This window comes from Mycobacterium sp. NPDC003449, from assembly GCF_053588415.1.
Window position 1 is genome coordinate 4,593 of sequence record NZ_JBSFPX010000161.1, and the last position, 13,279, is coordinate 17,871.

14 protein-coding genes are annotated in these 13,279 nt (G+C 67.1%); 5 read left to right on the top strand and 9 right to left on the bottom strand.

Annotated elements, in window-relative coordinates:
* The 4 genes from ACWDTP_RS29530 to ACWDTP_RS29545 all read right to left on the bottom strand — a co-directional run.
* Window positions 1-815: ATP-dependent Clp protease ATP-binding subunit (locus ACWDTP_RS29530; RefSeq protein ID WP_450026482.1), on the bottom strand; the 815-nt coding region annotated here is incomplete at its 3' end.
* Between the two features lie 10 nt (window positions 816-825).
* A complete protein-coding gene (locus ACWDTP_RS29535) occupies window positions 826-1,863 on the bottom strand; it encodes an aliphatic amidase (RefSeq protein WP_450026484.1) in 1,038 nt (345 codons plus the stop codon).
* 31 nt (window positions 1,864-1,894) lie between these two features.
* On the bottom strand, window positions 1,895-2,524 hold the full coding sequence (locus ACWDTP_RS29540; RefSeq protein WP_450026486.1) for an AmiS/UreI family transporter: 630 nt from the start codon (window positions 2,522-2,524) through the stop codon (window positions 1,895-1,897).
* An 82-nt stretch (window positions 2,525-2,606) separates the two neighbouring features.
* The gene (locus tag ACWDTP_RS29545; RefSeq protein WP_450026508.1) at window positions 2,607-3,644 is read right to left on the bottom strand and encodes a substrate-binding domain-containing protein; all 1,038 of its coding nucleotides are present in this window, start codon (window positions 3,642-3,644) and stop codon (window positions 2,607-2,609) included.
* A 168-nt stretch (window positions 3,645-3,812) separates the two neighbouring features.
* On the opposite strand from ACWDTP_RS29545, the gene ACWDTP_RS29550 reads away from it, so the two are divergent.
* Entirely contained in the window at window positions 3,813-4,217 is a 405-nt protein-coding gene (locus ACWDTP_RS29550; RefSeq protein ID WP_450026488.1) for a MarR family winged helix-turn-helix transcriptional regulator, read from the top strand.
* Between the two features lie 2 nt (window positions 4,218-4,219).
* Here the strand turns inward: ACWDTP_RS29550 and ACWDTP_RS29555 are convergent, their stop codons facing one another.
* From ACWDTP_RS29555 to ACWDTP_RS29565, 3 genes are read right to left on the bottom strand one after another with little or no spacing between them, the layout of a single operon-like run.
* Window positions 4,220-4,969 (bottom strand): ABC transporter permease, encoded by a 750-nt coding sequence (locus ACWDTP_RS29555; protein ID WP_450026490.1) that lies wholly within the window; start codon window positions 4,967-4,969, stop codon window positions 4,220-4,222.
* Window positions 4,966-5,679, bottom strand: coding sequence for a fluoroquinolone export ABC transporter permease subunit (locus ACWDTP_RS29560; protein WP_450026492.1), 714 nt, complete (start codon window positions 5,677-5,679; stop codon window positions 4,966-4,968). Before ACWDTP_RS29560 ends, ACWDTP_RS29555 begins: the two co-directional genes overlap by 4 nt.
* Window positions 5,676-6,578 carry an ABC transporter ATP-binding protein gene (locus ACWDTP_RS29565; protein WP_450026494.1) on the bottom strand — a complete coding sequence of 301 codons (903 nt, stop codon included), beginning with the start codon at window positions 6,576-6,578 and terminating at the stop codon, window positions 5,676-5,678. Before ACWDTP_RS29565 ends, ACWDTP_RS29560 begins: the two co-directional genes overlap by 4 nt.
* Window positions 6,579-6,706: 128 nt before the next feature.
* Here ACWDTP_RS29565 and ACWDTP_RS29570 point away from each other — a divergent pair, with 128 nt between their 5' ends.
* The gene (locus ACWDTP_RS29570) at window positions 6,707-7,171 is read left to right on the top strand and encodes a GbsR/MarR family transcriptional regulator (protein ID WP_450026496.1); all 465 of its coding nucleotides are present in this window, start codon (window positions 6,707-6,709) and stop codon (window positions 7,169-7,171) included.
* Window positions 7,172-7,292: 121 nt separating this feature from the next.
* Here ACWDTP_RS29570 and ACWDTP_RS29575 read toward each other — a convergent pair whose 3' ends face one another.
* Together ACWDTP_RS29575 and ACWDTP_RS29580 are read right to left on the bottom strand one after the other, a co-directional pair.
* The gene (locus ACWDTP_RS29575) at window positions 7,293-7,895 is read right to left on the bottom strand and encodes a TetR/AcrR family transcriptional regulator (protein ID WP_450026498.1); all 603 of its coding nucleotides are present in this window, start codon (window positions 7,893-7,895) and stop codon (window positions 7,293-7,295) included.
* The gene (locus ACWDTP_RS29580) at window positions 7,892-9,403 is read right to left on the bottom strand and encodes an FAD-dependent oxidoreductase (protein WP_450026500.1); all 1,512 of its coding nucleotides are present in this window, start codon (window positions 9,401-9,403) and stop codon (window positions 7,892-7,894) included. Before ACWDTP_RS29580 ends, ACWDTP_RS29575 begins: the two co-directional genes overlap by 4 nt.
* Before the next feature lie 250 nt (window positions 9,404-9,653).
* Here ACWDTP_RS29580 and ACWDTP_RS29585 point away from each other — a divergent pair, with 250 nt between their 5' ends.
* From ACWDTP_RS29585 to mmsB, 3 genes are read left to right on the top strand one after another with little or no spacing between them, the layout of a single operon-like run.
* Window positions 9,654-11,174: a CoA-acylating methylmalonate-semialdehyde dehydrogenase gene (locus ACWDTP_RS29585; protein WP_450026502.1), complete on the top strand. Its 1,521-nt coding sequence runs from the start codon at window positions 9,654-9,656 to the stop codon at window positions 11,172-11,174.
* Window positions 11,175-11,183: 9 nt separating this feature from the next.
* Window positions 11,184-12,341, top strand: a complete 1,158-nt coding sequence (locus ACWDTP_RS29590; RefSeq protein ID WP_450026504.1) for an acyl-CoA dehydrogenase family protein — start codon at window positions 11,184-11,186, stop codon at window positions 12,339-12,341.
* A 12-nt stretch (window positions 12,342-12,353) separates the two neighbouring features.
* A complete protein-coding gene (gene mmsB / locus ACWDTP_RS29595) occupies window positions 12,354-13,226 on the top strand; it encodes a 3-hydroxyisobutyrate dehydrogenase (RefSeq protein ID WP_450026506.1) in 873 nt (290 codons plus the stop codon).
* Window positions 13,227-13,279: the final 53 nt, after the last annotated feature.

The following is a 13,279-nucleotide window of genomic DNA, read 5'->3' on the forward strand; positions in this document are numbered from 1 at the left end:
AACCGCCGCACCAGCTCACCGATCTCCTTGCGGGTCACGCGTTCCGCGGTGTTGTCGTCGAACGCGTCGAACACCACGGTGTCGTCGATCCGGTTGAAGAACTCGGGGTCGAAGAACGACTCGACCGATCGACGCACCGTGGTCCGGTGCGAGTCGGCGGGCCTGCGCACCGGCCACCACCGGTTGCGTCGTGATCGTTGCATCGTCGCGATCTCCGACGAGCCGAGGTTGGAGGTCAAGAAGATATAGCTGTTGCGGAACGAGATCTTCTGCTGGCCGTTGGCCAACCGCAGCTCGCCGGTGTCCAGCACGTGCAGGATGGCCCTGAGCACGGCGGCGTCGGCCTTCTCGACCTCGTCGAACAGCACGATTCCCGGCATATAGGGCCCGCCCTCGATCCTCGCCTTGTCGAAAAGGGTGAAGGACTCCTTGCTGCCCGCGTAGCCGGGTGGCGCGCCGGACAGCGACGCCGCGTAATGCTCCTGGGCCAACTCGCTCATGTCGATGCGGCACAGGTCGTCCGGCCCGGTCCGCAGCGCCGCGGCGACCTGTCGGACCAGCTCGGTCTTCCCCACCCCGGTCGGGCCGACCAGCAGCACGCTGGACAGCGGTCGACCGGGGTCGGCGACACCGATGTGCGCGATCGAGACCGCACGCACCACCGCGTCGACGGCGTGCGGTTGTCCGATGACCGCAGCGTTGAGCCGTCCCGAAAGCGCCTGTGGCTCAAAGCCTCCGGTGGAGTCGGCGGCCGCGGCCGAGACCGTCGCCGAGTTGCGGTTCTGATCGTGGTACATATCGGTGAGGAAGGGCACCGCGATCCTCTCAGGCGTCGGCGGTCTGTTCGACCGGCAACGACCCCACCCGGCAGTCGGCCACCCCGACCGTACTGCGGGTGATGGACTCGACCCGTTCCTGCGCCTTCTGCGCGTCGGTCACCCACAGCTTGTAGAACTCGAACGGGCAGTCCGCCACCCCTTTGTCGCCGTCCCCCGCGGCATGCACACCCGAGTAGCCCCGGTGCAGCAGCTTGAACAGATGGTTCTGCGACTGGTCATTCTCCCGCGCATCCCGGATCGCGGCCAAAGAGAGCTGGGCGTACTGGATTCCGTACTCCTCCTCACCGGTCTCACCGAGCGTGCGCCCGTCGAATCCGATGATCGACGAGTGGCCGAAGTAGGAGTACACGCCGTCAAAGCCGGCCGCATTCGCCACCGCCACATAGCAGTTGTTGGCCCACGCCATGGCCTTGGCCATCAACACCTGCTGGTCCTTGGCCGGATACATGTAGCCCTGGCAGCGCACGATGAGTTCGGCGCCCTTCATCGCGCAGTCCCGCCAGATCTCCGGATAGTTCCCGTCATCGCAGATGATGAGGGAGAGCTTCAGCCCCTTCGGACCGTCGGTGACATAGGTGGTGTCGCCGGGGTACCACCCTTCGATCGGGCACCAGGGCAGTATCTTCCGGTACTTCTGCACGATCTCGCCCTTGTCGTCGATCAGCACCAGGGTGTTGTAGGGCGGCTTGTTCGGATGGTCCTCGTGGCGCTCCCCGGTGATCGAGAAGACACCCCAGGTGCCGGCCTCCCGGCAGGCGGCCGAGAAGATCGCGGTCTCGTCCCCGGGGATCGTCGCGGCGGTGTCGTACATCTCCTGCTCGTCGTACATGATCCCCTGGGTCGAATACTCCGGGAACACAACGAGATCCATGCCGGGCAGGCCGGACTTCATGCCGACGACCATATCGGCGATATTGCGCGCGTTGTCCAGTACTTCGGCCCGGGTGTGCAGGCGCGGCATCTTGTAGTTGACGACGGCAACGCCGACGGTGTCCGGGCTCGACGAGATGTCTCCGTGTCGCATGGTTGGCTCCTTATCGTTGGTTGCGGTGGATTCAGCTGTAAACGGGTTGTGTTGCGGGGGTCTGCGCCCGGTGCGAACGGTGGGTACTGAGCGCCCTGGCCAGTACCAAGAGCACGCAGAACCCGAGCGCCCAGACCACCGCCAGGCCCGGCGTGGTCCGGTAGTTGCCGCTGAGCATGAGGAATGCCGGCAGCGTGCAGGTCGGCTGGCTCAGCAACACCACGGCCCACCCGGTGAACCGGGTCAGCCGGTCCCGGCCCAGACCGAGGACCAGGAAGAACAGCAGCCACAGCACGGCCCAGGCCAGCCAGATGACGCCGAACACCGGATCGTTCACCACGGTGAACGACAGGATGGCGTAGACCACGGCGCCGGCCGCGACGAATAGTGAGAACCAGCCCACGCCTTGGGGTTCCAGGCCGGCAAGGTTGCCGATCCCGACGTAGAGATAGGTGAAGCCGAACAGGTACAGGCCAGACGCCGCCAGGATGGCCGCGGCGTCGCCGTCGGCCATCACCAGCATGATCGTGGGCAGCACGCACTGCAGGGCGCCCACGAACAGGTTGAGCACAGCCGCCGACCGGGCGGGCACGACGTTCAACAGCATCAACCCGTTGACGAAGAGCACCGCGCCGACGTAAAGGAGACCCACGCTGCCCATAGCGACACCTCCATTACTTCCAAATGAAATAGGTTCAAATGAAAGTAAGTGATCGCCGCCACACTGTCAACAGCCGCAGGGATCAGTCACCCAGACCGGCAGGCAGGGTCGTGACGATCTCGAAGTCGACACCGGCGGCCACCGCGAGATGCACCGGTTGCCGCGTGCGATGGGCCGCGAACTCGACCGTGCCGCGCGGGCTGTCGTATGCGGCACCGTCCGAGACGGCCTCGATGTCGAGCGGGTCCTCGGCCCGCCGGATCATCTCCGCCAGGAAATGCGCTCCTTCATAACAGGATTCGGCTGCGTTACCCAGGGCGGGCGCGCCTGAGCCGTTGACCTCGAGATAGCGGTCGAGCAGCTCCATCGAACCGCGGCCGACCATCGAACGGAAGTACGATGCGGCGACGAACAGGCCCTGCGTCGCGTCCGGTCCGCTGGCGATGAGCATGTTCTCGTCCATGAGTGGGCTGAACCGCAGTTTGTCCTCCTGCAGGCCCCGGCGCGCGAAGGTGCGGTTGAAATCGACGGCATCCTGCCCGACGAGCAGCATGAGCACCGCCTCACACCGCGACTGAGCGACCTTGTCGACCAGGCGGTCGATATCCCCGTGCCCCAGTGCGACGAACGATCCACCGACCAGATCGAGCGACAGTTCGTGGACGTACCGTCGCACCTCGGCCAGCGATGTGCGCGGCCAGACGTAGTCGTCGCCCACCACGAACCATCTCCGTACCCCGAGGTTGTCGCGCATCCATCTCAACGCGGGCGCAATCTGCTGGTCGGGTGTCTCACCGCAGCAGTAGATTCCGCGCCTGCGGTCCCCACCTTCATAGAGGGCGGGATACGAGTACGGCACCCGCCCGGCCACGATGGGCGCCAACGCGTTGCGCACCGAGGAGATGTGCCATCCGCTCACCGCGTCGATGCGTCCGTCGTCGATCAGCCGGCTCACCTCGGCCGCGACCACCTCGGGGTGGGCACCGCCGTCGACCACCTCGATCCGCACCTCGCGGCCGAGCACACCGCCGGCCGCGTTGAGATCGTGTGCCACCAGTTCGCCGACCGCTTCGCAGGACGGCCCGAACAGCCCGGCCGGGCCCTGCAGCGGCACCACCATCGCCAAGCGCCATTCGTCGTCGCGGCGCACGGTGCGCACGCGGGCGTTCACCCGCACATTCCATTCCTCGATACCGGACAGGCGAGGCGGTCGGCTAGAATCATTCCAATTGAAAGTATCCTCGGGCCGGCGGCGCGAGGCAATCGTCAGTTGGGAGGTCGAGCGGCCGTGACGGACGTGCTCCCACCGCAGGGCTCCCCGTCGGGCAGCCACGTCGTGCGGGCGGCGCGCATGCTCGGCGCCGTCATCGAACGCCACCTGACCGCTGAGGATCTCACCCTCGACGACTGGCTGGTCCTGGAAGCGCTGGCCGATTCACCCGGCCTGACCATGGCGGAACTGCGGGCCGAGACGATGGCGGCGGCGCCGACGCTGACCCGGGTGGTCGACCGGCTGGTGGGCCGCGCCCTGGTATTCCGCGAGGTCGACGGCGAGGACCGCCGCAAGGTCCGGGTCAATCTCAGCAAGCGCGGTGCCGCCCTGCACGGGCGGCTGCTCACCACGATTCGCCCCGCCGAGAAGGCCTGGTTCGACCAGCACGGCGTCAGCGCCTGGATGACCGCCGGCAGCTGACGTCAGCTGTTCCTGGCGAGGAACCGGCGAAACAACGGCCAGGCGACCGCCACGTTATAGAGCACGCCGCCGAGCAGATACGGCCACCACGTGCCGTGCTCGCAGGCCACCCAGAACGCCTTGGCCGCCCAGTACGGTGGCAGCACCCCGAAGGCGAGGTTCCAGGCCGAGTCGATGAACCACGGCAGGCAGGGCAGGCCGGCGATCAACATCCCCAGCGCGCGCATCATCGCGATGCCCTGGATCTTGTTGCCGGCCAGCGCGACGATCAGCAGCAGCGTCACCACCGCGGACAGCCCGGCCAGCAGCCCGATCGGTATCAGCGCCGGGACCAGGCCCTGGGCCAGGATGCCGCTGAACGACATGGTCGCCACCGTGTACCCGGCGGCGACCACCATGACCGTCGCCGCGCGATAGCCGAAGAACGTCGACATCGGGACCGGCGTCACCCGCAGGGCGGCCAGTGTGCCCGCGTCCACCTCGTCCAGCACCAGGAAGGCGCCCAGTCCACCCGCGACGATGATGCTGGTCAACAGCAGGAACGCGGTGAGCACCAACGGGTAGTAGGGCACCAGGTCAAAGTCGTAGCGCCGCGCCAGCATATCGGTGACCATCGGTGTGAGCACCGCGACGCCGACGGTCCAGATCACCGGGGCAAGCACGATCATCACCAGCAGCGGATCGCGGTAGGTTCCGCGAATATCCTTGCGGCCGAACGCCACGAGCGCCCGTGTTCTCGTCGGCGCGGTCACAGCACACCCGGCCTCTCGACGACGTAGCGGTCGAAGAGCACATGCGCCACCCGCCACAGCGCGACCAGACATAGCACCGGATACCCGACCGCATAGACGATCTGCCAGGCGGACAGGTCCACCTGATCGAACGCCGCGCCCAACAGCAGCAGCGGCCCCTGGGTCGGAACCGCGTACAGCACCGGGTTCGGCCAGAGCCCCGCGTAGTGGACCATCGGCGGTACCAGCATGACGGCCAGCGGAACGGTGGCGGCGATGAACCAGTCGGTGACCGATGCGAACGGCAGCGAGGTGATGAATCCGACGATCAGCATCAGCAGCGTGCCGAGCAGCACCCCGGCCACCAGCGGCACCGGGTGGTAGCCGAATCCGTCGGCGACGGTCGACACCACGAGCGCCACGAACAGCGAAACCGCGGTCAGCAAGACGAGTTTCGCGGAGAAGTACTCCCAGAACCGCAACGGGGTCGAGATGATCGCGCCCAGGGTCCGCTCCTGCTTCTCGAAGAAGACCGATCCGCCGACGAAGAAGAACCCGATGATGGCGATATCGCCGACCAGCACATACGGTTCGACGGCCGGCCTCAGGTCGCGCGGCATGGGCAGCAGCACGGCCAACCAGATCAGGCCCGAGAACACGCCCGCATGCAGGAACTTCTGCCGGAGCGCAAGCGTGAATTCCAGACGGATCGCGGTCCCCAACCGGCTCACGCCAGCCGCCTTCCGGTCACCTCGACGAAGACGTCGTCGAGACTGGCTTCGCGGCTGTGGATCGTCTCGATGTGGTGTTCGCGCAGCACCGCGTGGAACGCGGGATCATCGGCCAGTCCGTCCAATTCGAACTCGGCGGTGGCCAGCCCGGTGTTGCCTTCGGCCCGGTACTGCACCCGTATCCGGCGTTGGCTGCGGGCGATCTTCAGCTCGGCCGGCGCGTCCAGTGCCACGATGCCGCCGTCGACGACGAATGCCACCCGATCGCACAGTTCGTCGGCGGTCGACATATCGTGTGTGGTCAGAAACACCGTGCACCCCCGGGCTTTCAGCCCAAGGACGATGTCTTTGACCCGGCGGGCATTGACGGGATCGAGACCCGAGGTCGGCTCATCGAGGAACAGCAGCTCGGGATTGTTGATCAGCGACCGCGCGAACGTCAGACGCATCTGCATACCCTTGGAGTACTTGCTGACCCGGGTGTCGGCGACGTCGGCCAGGCCGACGGCCTCGAGCAAGTCCATCGGCTCGGCCGTCGGGCCGTCGTAGAGGGCCGCGAAGAATCGGAGGTTCTCCAGGCCGGTGAGTTTGTGATAGTGGTTCGGCAGCTCGAACGACACGCCGACCCGCTGGTAGTAGTCCGGGCCCCAGGCCGGCGGGGTTCTCCCCCATACCGTGGCGTGGCCGTCGTGCCCGCGCAGGAGGCCGATGAGTAGTTTCTGGGTGGTGGATTTCCCGGCGCCGCTGGGACCGAGGAATCCGAAGATCTCTCCGCGGCCCACCGTGAAATCCATTCCGCGCACGGCAGGTTCATCCGCACCGGGATAGGTGAAGGTCAGTCCCCGGACGTCGATGACATCGGTCGTGGTGGCGGACGCTGTGGGCGGTATGGCTCGCATCGGTGATCCGTTCCTCCTTCGATAGGCATGTCGATACCAATTTCCGACCAGACTTCCCGGAGCACCTTGGATGACCGTACTAAACTTTCAGTAATTTGTGAAGACGGTTGACTCGAGGAGGAATTCGGATGCCGAAGTCGTCAGACGCCCAGCCTGCCGCCGAGGAACTCGCGCTGGTGCTGAGCAGCCACGGCATGCAGCGGATGACCGCGCGGGTGCTCGCGACCCTGCTGTTCACCGAGCGGCCCAGCCTCACCATGGGCGACCTGGGCGAGACCCTCGACGCCAGTGCCGGCGCGATCTCGGGGGCGCTCAAGATGCTCACCTCGGTCGGCCTTGCCGAGCGGGTGCCCGCACCTTCGAGCCGCCGTGAGCACTTTCGGCTCCGCAACAACGCCTGGGCCATCCTGTTCACCAACCAGAATGAGACGATCTCGGCCATGCAGGCCGCCGCCGACGCCGGGGCCGCGGCGATCGGGCCGGACAGCCCGGCCCACCACAGGCTCAGCCAGATGCGTGATTTCTACGCCTTCCTGATGGCCGAAATTCCGGCGGTGCTGGACCGCTGGCATCAACGACATGACCACGCGTAGCCGCCACCTCGTTTCCCCTCACAGTTTCCCCTCACACTTCCCCTCGCGAGCAGACGCGCCGGTACCCCGGAAAGCGCTTTCGCGGGTACGCCCACGTCTGCTCGCCAGGTCAGGTTGAGGGTCATCGCAGCAGACCGATCTGGCGGTACACGGCTCGCAGGTAGTGGCGCATCTCCTCGACGCCGGGCGGATCGGGCTGCAATACCCGATAGGTGATGGCGCCGACCATCATGTCGATGGCCACATCGAAATCGGCGTCGGCTGCCACGGTCCCTTCCTCCCGGGCCCGCTCCAGCAACCGGTGGGCGAGCCTGCGGCGCGGCAGGATGTAGTGCTCCCAGTAGACCGCCATGAGCGTGGGATGGCTGACGGCCGAACCGAAAACCCTCGCCACCATGGCGCGGTACCCGGGCCGGGTGACCGTTTCGGCCGCGCTGTCGATCGCCGCTTCAACCAGCGCATACGGCGATTCCGTCTCGACCGCCGCCGGCGCGGCCCAGCCGGCCTCGTCGACGACCAGCGTTTCCATCGCCGCGGCGATCACGTCCTCCTTGGCCGACCATCGCCGGTAGATGGTCGGCTTGCCCACGCCCGCCCGCTTGGCGATCTGCTCGATGCTGGTGCCCTCGACGCCGTGCTCTACGAACAAATCGAGGGCGGCCCGCAGAATCGCCCGATCGGCCGCGGCGTCGCGGGGCCGTCCGCGTGTGCCCGGTGCGGTCATCGAGCGTGCCCGGTGTCCAAAGCGGTACGCAGCCACCGTCTCAGGTCGTCGCCATGTCCTGGCCCGCCGCGCCAGGCCAGGTGGGCATCGGGCCGGACCAGCATGAGTTGTTCCCCGTCGTGGCGCAGGACGACGACGAACTCGCCGAGCCGGTCACGCACCGCGTCGGCGATACCGTCGCACGCGGCCTGCCGAGGCAGCAGCAGCGCCCACCGGCCGCCGAGTTCACCGTGCAATTCGGTCGGCGTACCGTCCGGGCGGGTGCACGGCCGGTTCGCGATCCGGTCCCCGGGCCGCGGTTTGCGGGCCCGGCCCCCCAGTGGGCCCTTGTGATAACTCACCCACAGTTGCGATGCGGTGTAGGTGGTCCAGCGCTGAACGAAGGCCAGGCCGAAGATCCGCGGCGCGACGCGATCACGCAGGAACCGGCCGATCCGGCTGCCCGCGACGTTGATGCGGGTCAGCGCGCTGGTACCGCGCAGCACCTCGGTGGCCAGCGGCCTGCGTTCGGCCTGATAGCCGTCGAGGAAGGCGTCGGCGGCCCGATCACGCACCACCAGAGCGAGTTTGAAGGCCAGGTTCTCGGCATCGCCGATACCCGTCAACATGCCTTGCCCGCCGAACGGCGAATGCACATGGGCGGCGTCGCCGGCGATCAGCACCCGGCCCCGCCGATAGGTGTCGGCCAGCCTACGGTGGACGGTGAAGACCGACAGCCATTCGGCTGCACCGATTCGCACGTCGCGGCCGGTGCGTTGCGGGAGGATCCGGGTGATCCGCTCCAGAATCTCGTCGTCGCCGGGCTTTTCACCCGGTACCGGATCGTAAATGAACAGCCGCCACAGGTCTCGGCGACCGGCCGGGTCCGGCATCGGCATCGCGCCCACCACACCGTCGGGATGGATCCAGCCCGTGGTGCCGCCACGGTCGAGGTCCCAGTCCAGGTGCAGGTCGGCCAGCAGGAACCGTTCGCTGAGCTTCACCCCCGGAAACCCGATGTCCACCAGTTTCCTGGTAGCGCTTGCGGTTCCGTCGCAACCGACCACCCATGGTGCCCGGATGGTCGCGCCGTCGCCGAATTCGGCGATGACGGCGTCCCCGGTCTGACGCAGGCCGGTCAGCGCCCTGCCCCATTCGGGCTCGACTCCGAGGTCGGCCAGCCGGGCCCGCAGCGCGGCCTCGACCTTGGCCTGGGACACCACCATCGGCGGCGCCGCGGTCCGCATCCCCGGATCACCGAATTCCAGGGTCATGACCGGCCGGTCGCCGAGGTAGTTGGTGATCCGCATGGCCCGCAGCGACTGGTCGGGCAGGTCGCCGAGCGCGCCGATCCGGTTCAGCACTTCCGACCCGCGGGCATGCAGAAAGTTCGCCCTCGACGTGGTGGCGGGACCGGGCGCCTTGTCGACGACCCGGACGGAAATCCCGTGCAGTCGTAGCGAACACGCCAACGTCAAGCCGGTCGGGCCTGCGCCGACCACGATGACGTCGGCGGTGGATTCGGTCATGCCGACTACAATAACGGTACGGTTCCGTAATGTAAATGCCTCCGTTTCCCCGCCGAGTAGACGCCGCGGTACCCCGGAATGCGCGTTTCCGGGTACCGCGGCGCCTGCTCGCGAGGGATTGTCGCGCGGACCCTCGCCAAAGAACCCCCGCCAAAGAACCCTTGCCAAAGGCCTCGGACAATTACTAGGATATCCAAGTATCTCGGGTAGCCTCCGAGCTATTCACCGCGCACACCTTTGGACGGACGCCATGACCACACAGATCCCCCACTTCATCAACGGCCAGCGCACTAATGCCGCGTCGACCCGGACCGCCGATGTGCTCAACCCCAGCACCGGCGCGGTTCAGGCGCAGGTGCTGCTGGCCTCGGCCGCCGACGTGGACACCGCCGTCGCGGGTGCCGCCGAGGCCCAGAAGGAATGGGCCGCGTTCAATCCGCAGCGGCGCGCCCGGGTGCTGATGAAGTTCATCGAACTGGTCAACGCCAACGCCGACGAACTGGCCGAACTGCTCAGCCTGGAGCACGGCAAGACGGTGCCCGACTCGCTCGGCGACATCCAGCGCGGCCTCGAGGTCATCGAGTTCTCCGTCGGCATCCCGCACCTGCTGAAGGGCGAGTACACCGAGGGCGCCGGCACCGGTATCGATGTGTATTCACTGCGCCAGCCCCTCGGCGTCGTCGCGGGCATCACCCCATTCAACTTCCCGGCCATGATCCCGCTGTGGAAGGCCGGCCCGGCCCTGGCATGCGGAAACGCGTTCATTCTCAAGCCTTCCGAGCGTGACCCCTCGGTGCCGCTGCGGCTGGCCGAACTGTTCATCGAGGCCGGGCTGCCGCCGGGCGTGTTCCAGGTGGTGCAGGGCGACAAGGAAGCCGTCGACGCCATCCTGCATCACCCCGACATCCATGCCGTCGGCTTCGTCGGCAGCTCCGACATCGCGCAGTACATCTACTCCACCGCCGCGGCCAACGGGAAGCGCTCGCAGTGCTTCGGTGGCGCCAAGAACCACATGATCGTGATGCCGGACGCCGACCTCGATCAGGCCGTCGACGCCCTGATCGGCGCGGGCTACGGCAGCGCAGGTGAGCGCTGCATGGCGATCAGCGTCGCGGTCCCGGTCGGCAAAGAAACCGCCGACCGCCTCCGCAACCGCCTCGTCGAGCGGATCAACCAGCTGCGCGTCGGCCACAGCCTCGACCCGAAGGCCGACTACGGCCCACTGGTCACCGGTGCCGCGCTGGAGCGGGTCAAGGACTACATCGGCCAGGGCGTGGCGGCCGGAGCCGAGTTGGTGGTCGACGGCCGTGAGCGCACCAGCGACGACCTGGCGTTCGGTGATGCCGACCTGTCCAAGGGCTACTTCATCGGCCCCACCCTGTTCGACCATGTCACCTCCGACATGTCGATCTACACCGATGAGATCTTCGGACCGGTGCTGTGCATCGTCCGCGCCGAGGACTACGACCACGCGCTGGCACTGCCCTCCGAGCACGAGTACGGCAACGGCGTGGCGATCTTCACCCGCGACGGTGACGCGGCCCGCGACTTCGTCGCCCGCGTGCAGGTCGGCATGGTCGGCGTCAACGTGCCGATCCCGGTGCCGGTGTCCTACCACACCTTCGGCGGCTGGAAGCGCTCCGGCTTCGGCGATCTCAACCAGCACGGACCGCACTCGATCCTGTTCTACACCAAGACCAAGACCGTGACCCAGCGCTGGCCGTCGGGTATCAAGGATGGCGCCGAGTTCGCCATCCCGACCATGAAGTAGCGGGCCACAGTGGATTTCCACGATTTGGACGACGACGAACGGGTGATCGCCGAGACGGCGGCCGCATTCGCCGAAAAGCGCATCGCGCCATATGCGTTGGAGTGGGACGAGACCCATCATTTCCCGACCGACGTGCTTCGCGAGGCGGCCGAACTCGGCATGGCGGCCATCTACTGCGCGGAGGACGCCGGTGGCAGCGGGCTGCGGCGCATCGACGCGGTGCGCATCTTTGAGCAACTCGCGGCGGCCGACCCGACCTTCGCCGCGTTCCTGTCGATCCACAACATGTGCGCGTGGATGGTCGACAGCTTCGGCACCGATGAGCAACGCAAGACCTGGGTGCCGCGGTTGGCCTCGATGGAGACCATCGCCAGCTACTGCTTGACCGAGCCCGGTGCCGGATCGGATGCGGCGGCGTTGCGTACCAAGGCCGTCCGGGACGGAGGCGACTGGATCCTGGACGGGGTCAAGCAGTTCATCTCCGGGGCGGGCAGTTCGGATCTCTATGTGGTGATGGCCCGCACCGGCGCCGAAGGCCCCAAGGGTATTTCGACATTCGTGGTCGAAAAGGACACGCCGGGGCTGAGTTTCGGTGCGGACGAACAGAAGATGGGCTGGAACGCCCAGCCCACCGCGCAGGTGATCTTCGAGGGCGTGCGGGTTCCGGCCGACGCCCTGCTCGGCGGCACCGAGGGCACCGGCTTCGGCATCGCGATGAACGGGCTCAACGGCGGCAGGATCAACATCGCGGCCTGCTCGCTGGGTGGGGCGCAGGCCGGCTACGACAAGGCGGTCGGCTATCTCGCCGACCGGCAGGCCTTCGGCGGTACCCTGCTCGACGAGCCAACCATCCGGTTCACCCTGGCCGATATGGCGACAGGCCTGGAGACGTCACGAAACATGTTGTGGCGGGCCGCCGGTGCACTCGACGCCAACCATCCGGACAAGGTGGCGTTGTGTGCGATGGCCAAGCGCTACGTCACCGACACCTGCTTCGAGGTCGCCGACCAGGCGCTGCAACTGCACGGCGGCTATGGCTACCTGCGCGAGTACGGTCTGGAGAAAATCGTCCGCGATCTGCGGGTACATCGCATCCTTGAGGGAACCAACGAAATCATGCGCGTGGTGATCGGTCGCTCCGAGGCGACCAGGGCACGCACATCTTAATCTGGAGGGTCTGTGGCGAACATCGCGTTCTTGGGTCTGGGACACATGGGTGGGCCGATGGCGGCCAACCTGGTCGCGGCGGGCCACACGGTCCGCGGTTTCGACCCCGTCGCCGAACTGACGGCGGCGGCAGCGGCCAAGGGGGTCACGGTCTTCGGCACCGGGGCGCAGGCCGCATCCGAGGCCGAGGTGGTGATCACCTCGCTGCCCAGCGGTGCGATCGTCAAGGCCTGCTACGCCGAAGTGCTGCCCGCGGCGCCGAAGGGCACCCTGTTCATCGACACCTCGACCATCTCGGTCGACGATGCCAGGGCGATCCACGCGCAGGCCGTCGAACACGGACACGCCCAACTCGACGCCCCGGTTTCCGGCGGGGTCAAGGGCGCGACGGCCGGCACGTTGGCGTTCATGGTCGGCGGTGAGGACGACGCCGTCGAGCGCGCCCGGCCGGTGCTGGAGCCGATGGCGGGCAAGGTCATCCATTGCGGCGGCGCAGGCACCGGGCAGGCGGCCAAGCTCTGCAACAACATGGTGCTGGCGGTGCAGCAGATCGCCGTCGGGGAGGCTTTCGTGCTGGCCGAGAAGCTGGGGCTGGACAAGCAGTCACTGTTCGACGTGGTCACCGGGGCGACCGGCAACTGCTGGGCGGTTCATACGAATTGCCCGGTGCCGGGGCCGGTCCCGACGTCACCGGCCAACAATGACTTCACTCCTGGCTTCGCGACCGCACTGATGAACAAGGATCTGGGCCTGGCGATGGCTGCGGTGTCCTCGACCGGTTCCTCGGCGCCGCTCGGGACGCACGCCGCCGAGATCTACGCGAAATTCGTCGTCGCCAACGCCGATAAGGACTTCAGCGCGGTGATCGAGACGCTGCGCGGCTGATCAATTGCCGCGTGCGTCGCGCCACGGCGGTTTTCGGGGTCGATCACCGCCGT

Coding starts and splice junctions, on each gene's coding strand:
- ACWDTP_RS29535 (WP_450026484.1), bottom strand. CDS start 1,863: ATGCGACACGGAGACATCTCGTCGAGCCCGGACACCGTCGGCGTTGCC.
- ACWDTP_RS29540 (WP_450026486.1), bottom strand. CDS start 2,524: ATGGGCAGCGTGGGTCTCCTTTACGTCGGCGCGGTGCTCTTCGTCAAC.
- ACWDTP_RS29545 (WP_450026508.1), bottom strand. CDS start 3,644: ATGGTGGTGCCGCTGCAGGGCCCGGCCGGGCTGTTCGGGCCGTCCTGC.
- ACWDTP_RS29565 (WP_450026494.1), bottom strand. CDS start 6,578: ATGCGAGCCATACCGCCCACAGCGTCCGCCACCACGACCGATGTCATC.
- ACWDTP_RS29570 (WP_450026496.1), top strand. CDS start 6,707: ATGCCGAAGTCGTCAGACGCCCAGCCTGCCGCCGAGGAACTCGCGCTG.
- ACWDTP_RS29575 (WP_450026498.1), bottom strand. CDS start 7,895: ATGACCGCACCGGGCACACGCGGACGGCCCCGCGACGCCGCGGCCGAT.
- ACWDTP_RS29580 (WP_450026500.1), bottom strand. CDS start 9,403: ATGACCGAATCCACCGCCGACGTCATCGTGGTCGGCGCAGGCCCGACC.
- ACWDTP_RS29585 (WP_450026502.1), top strand. CDS start 9,654: ATGACCACACAGATCCCCCACTTCATCAACGGCCAGCGCACTAATGCC.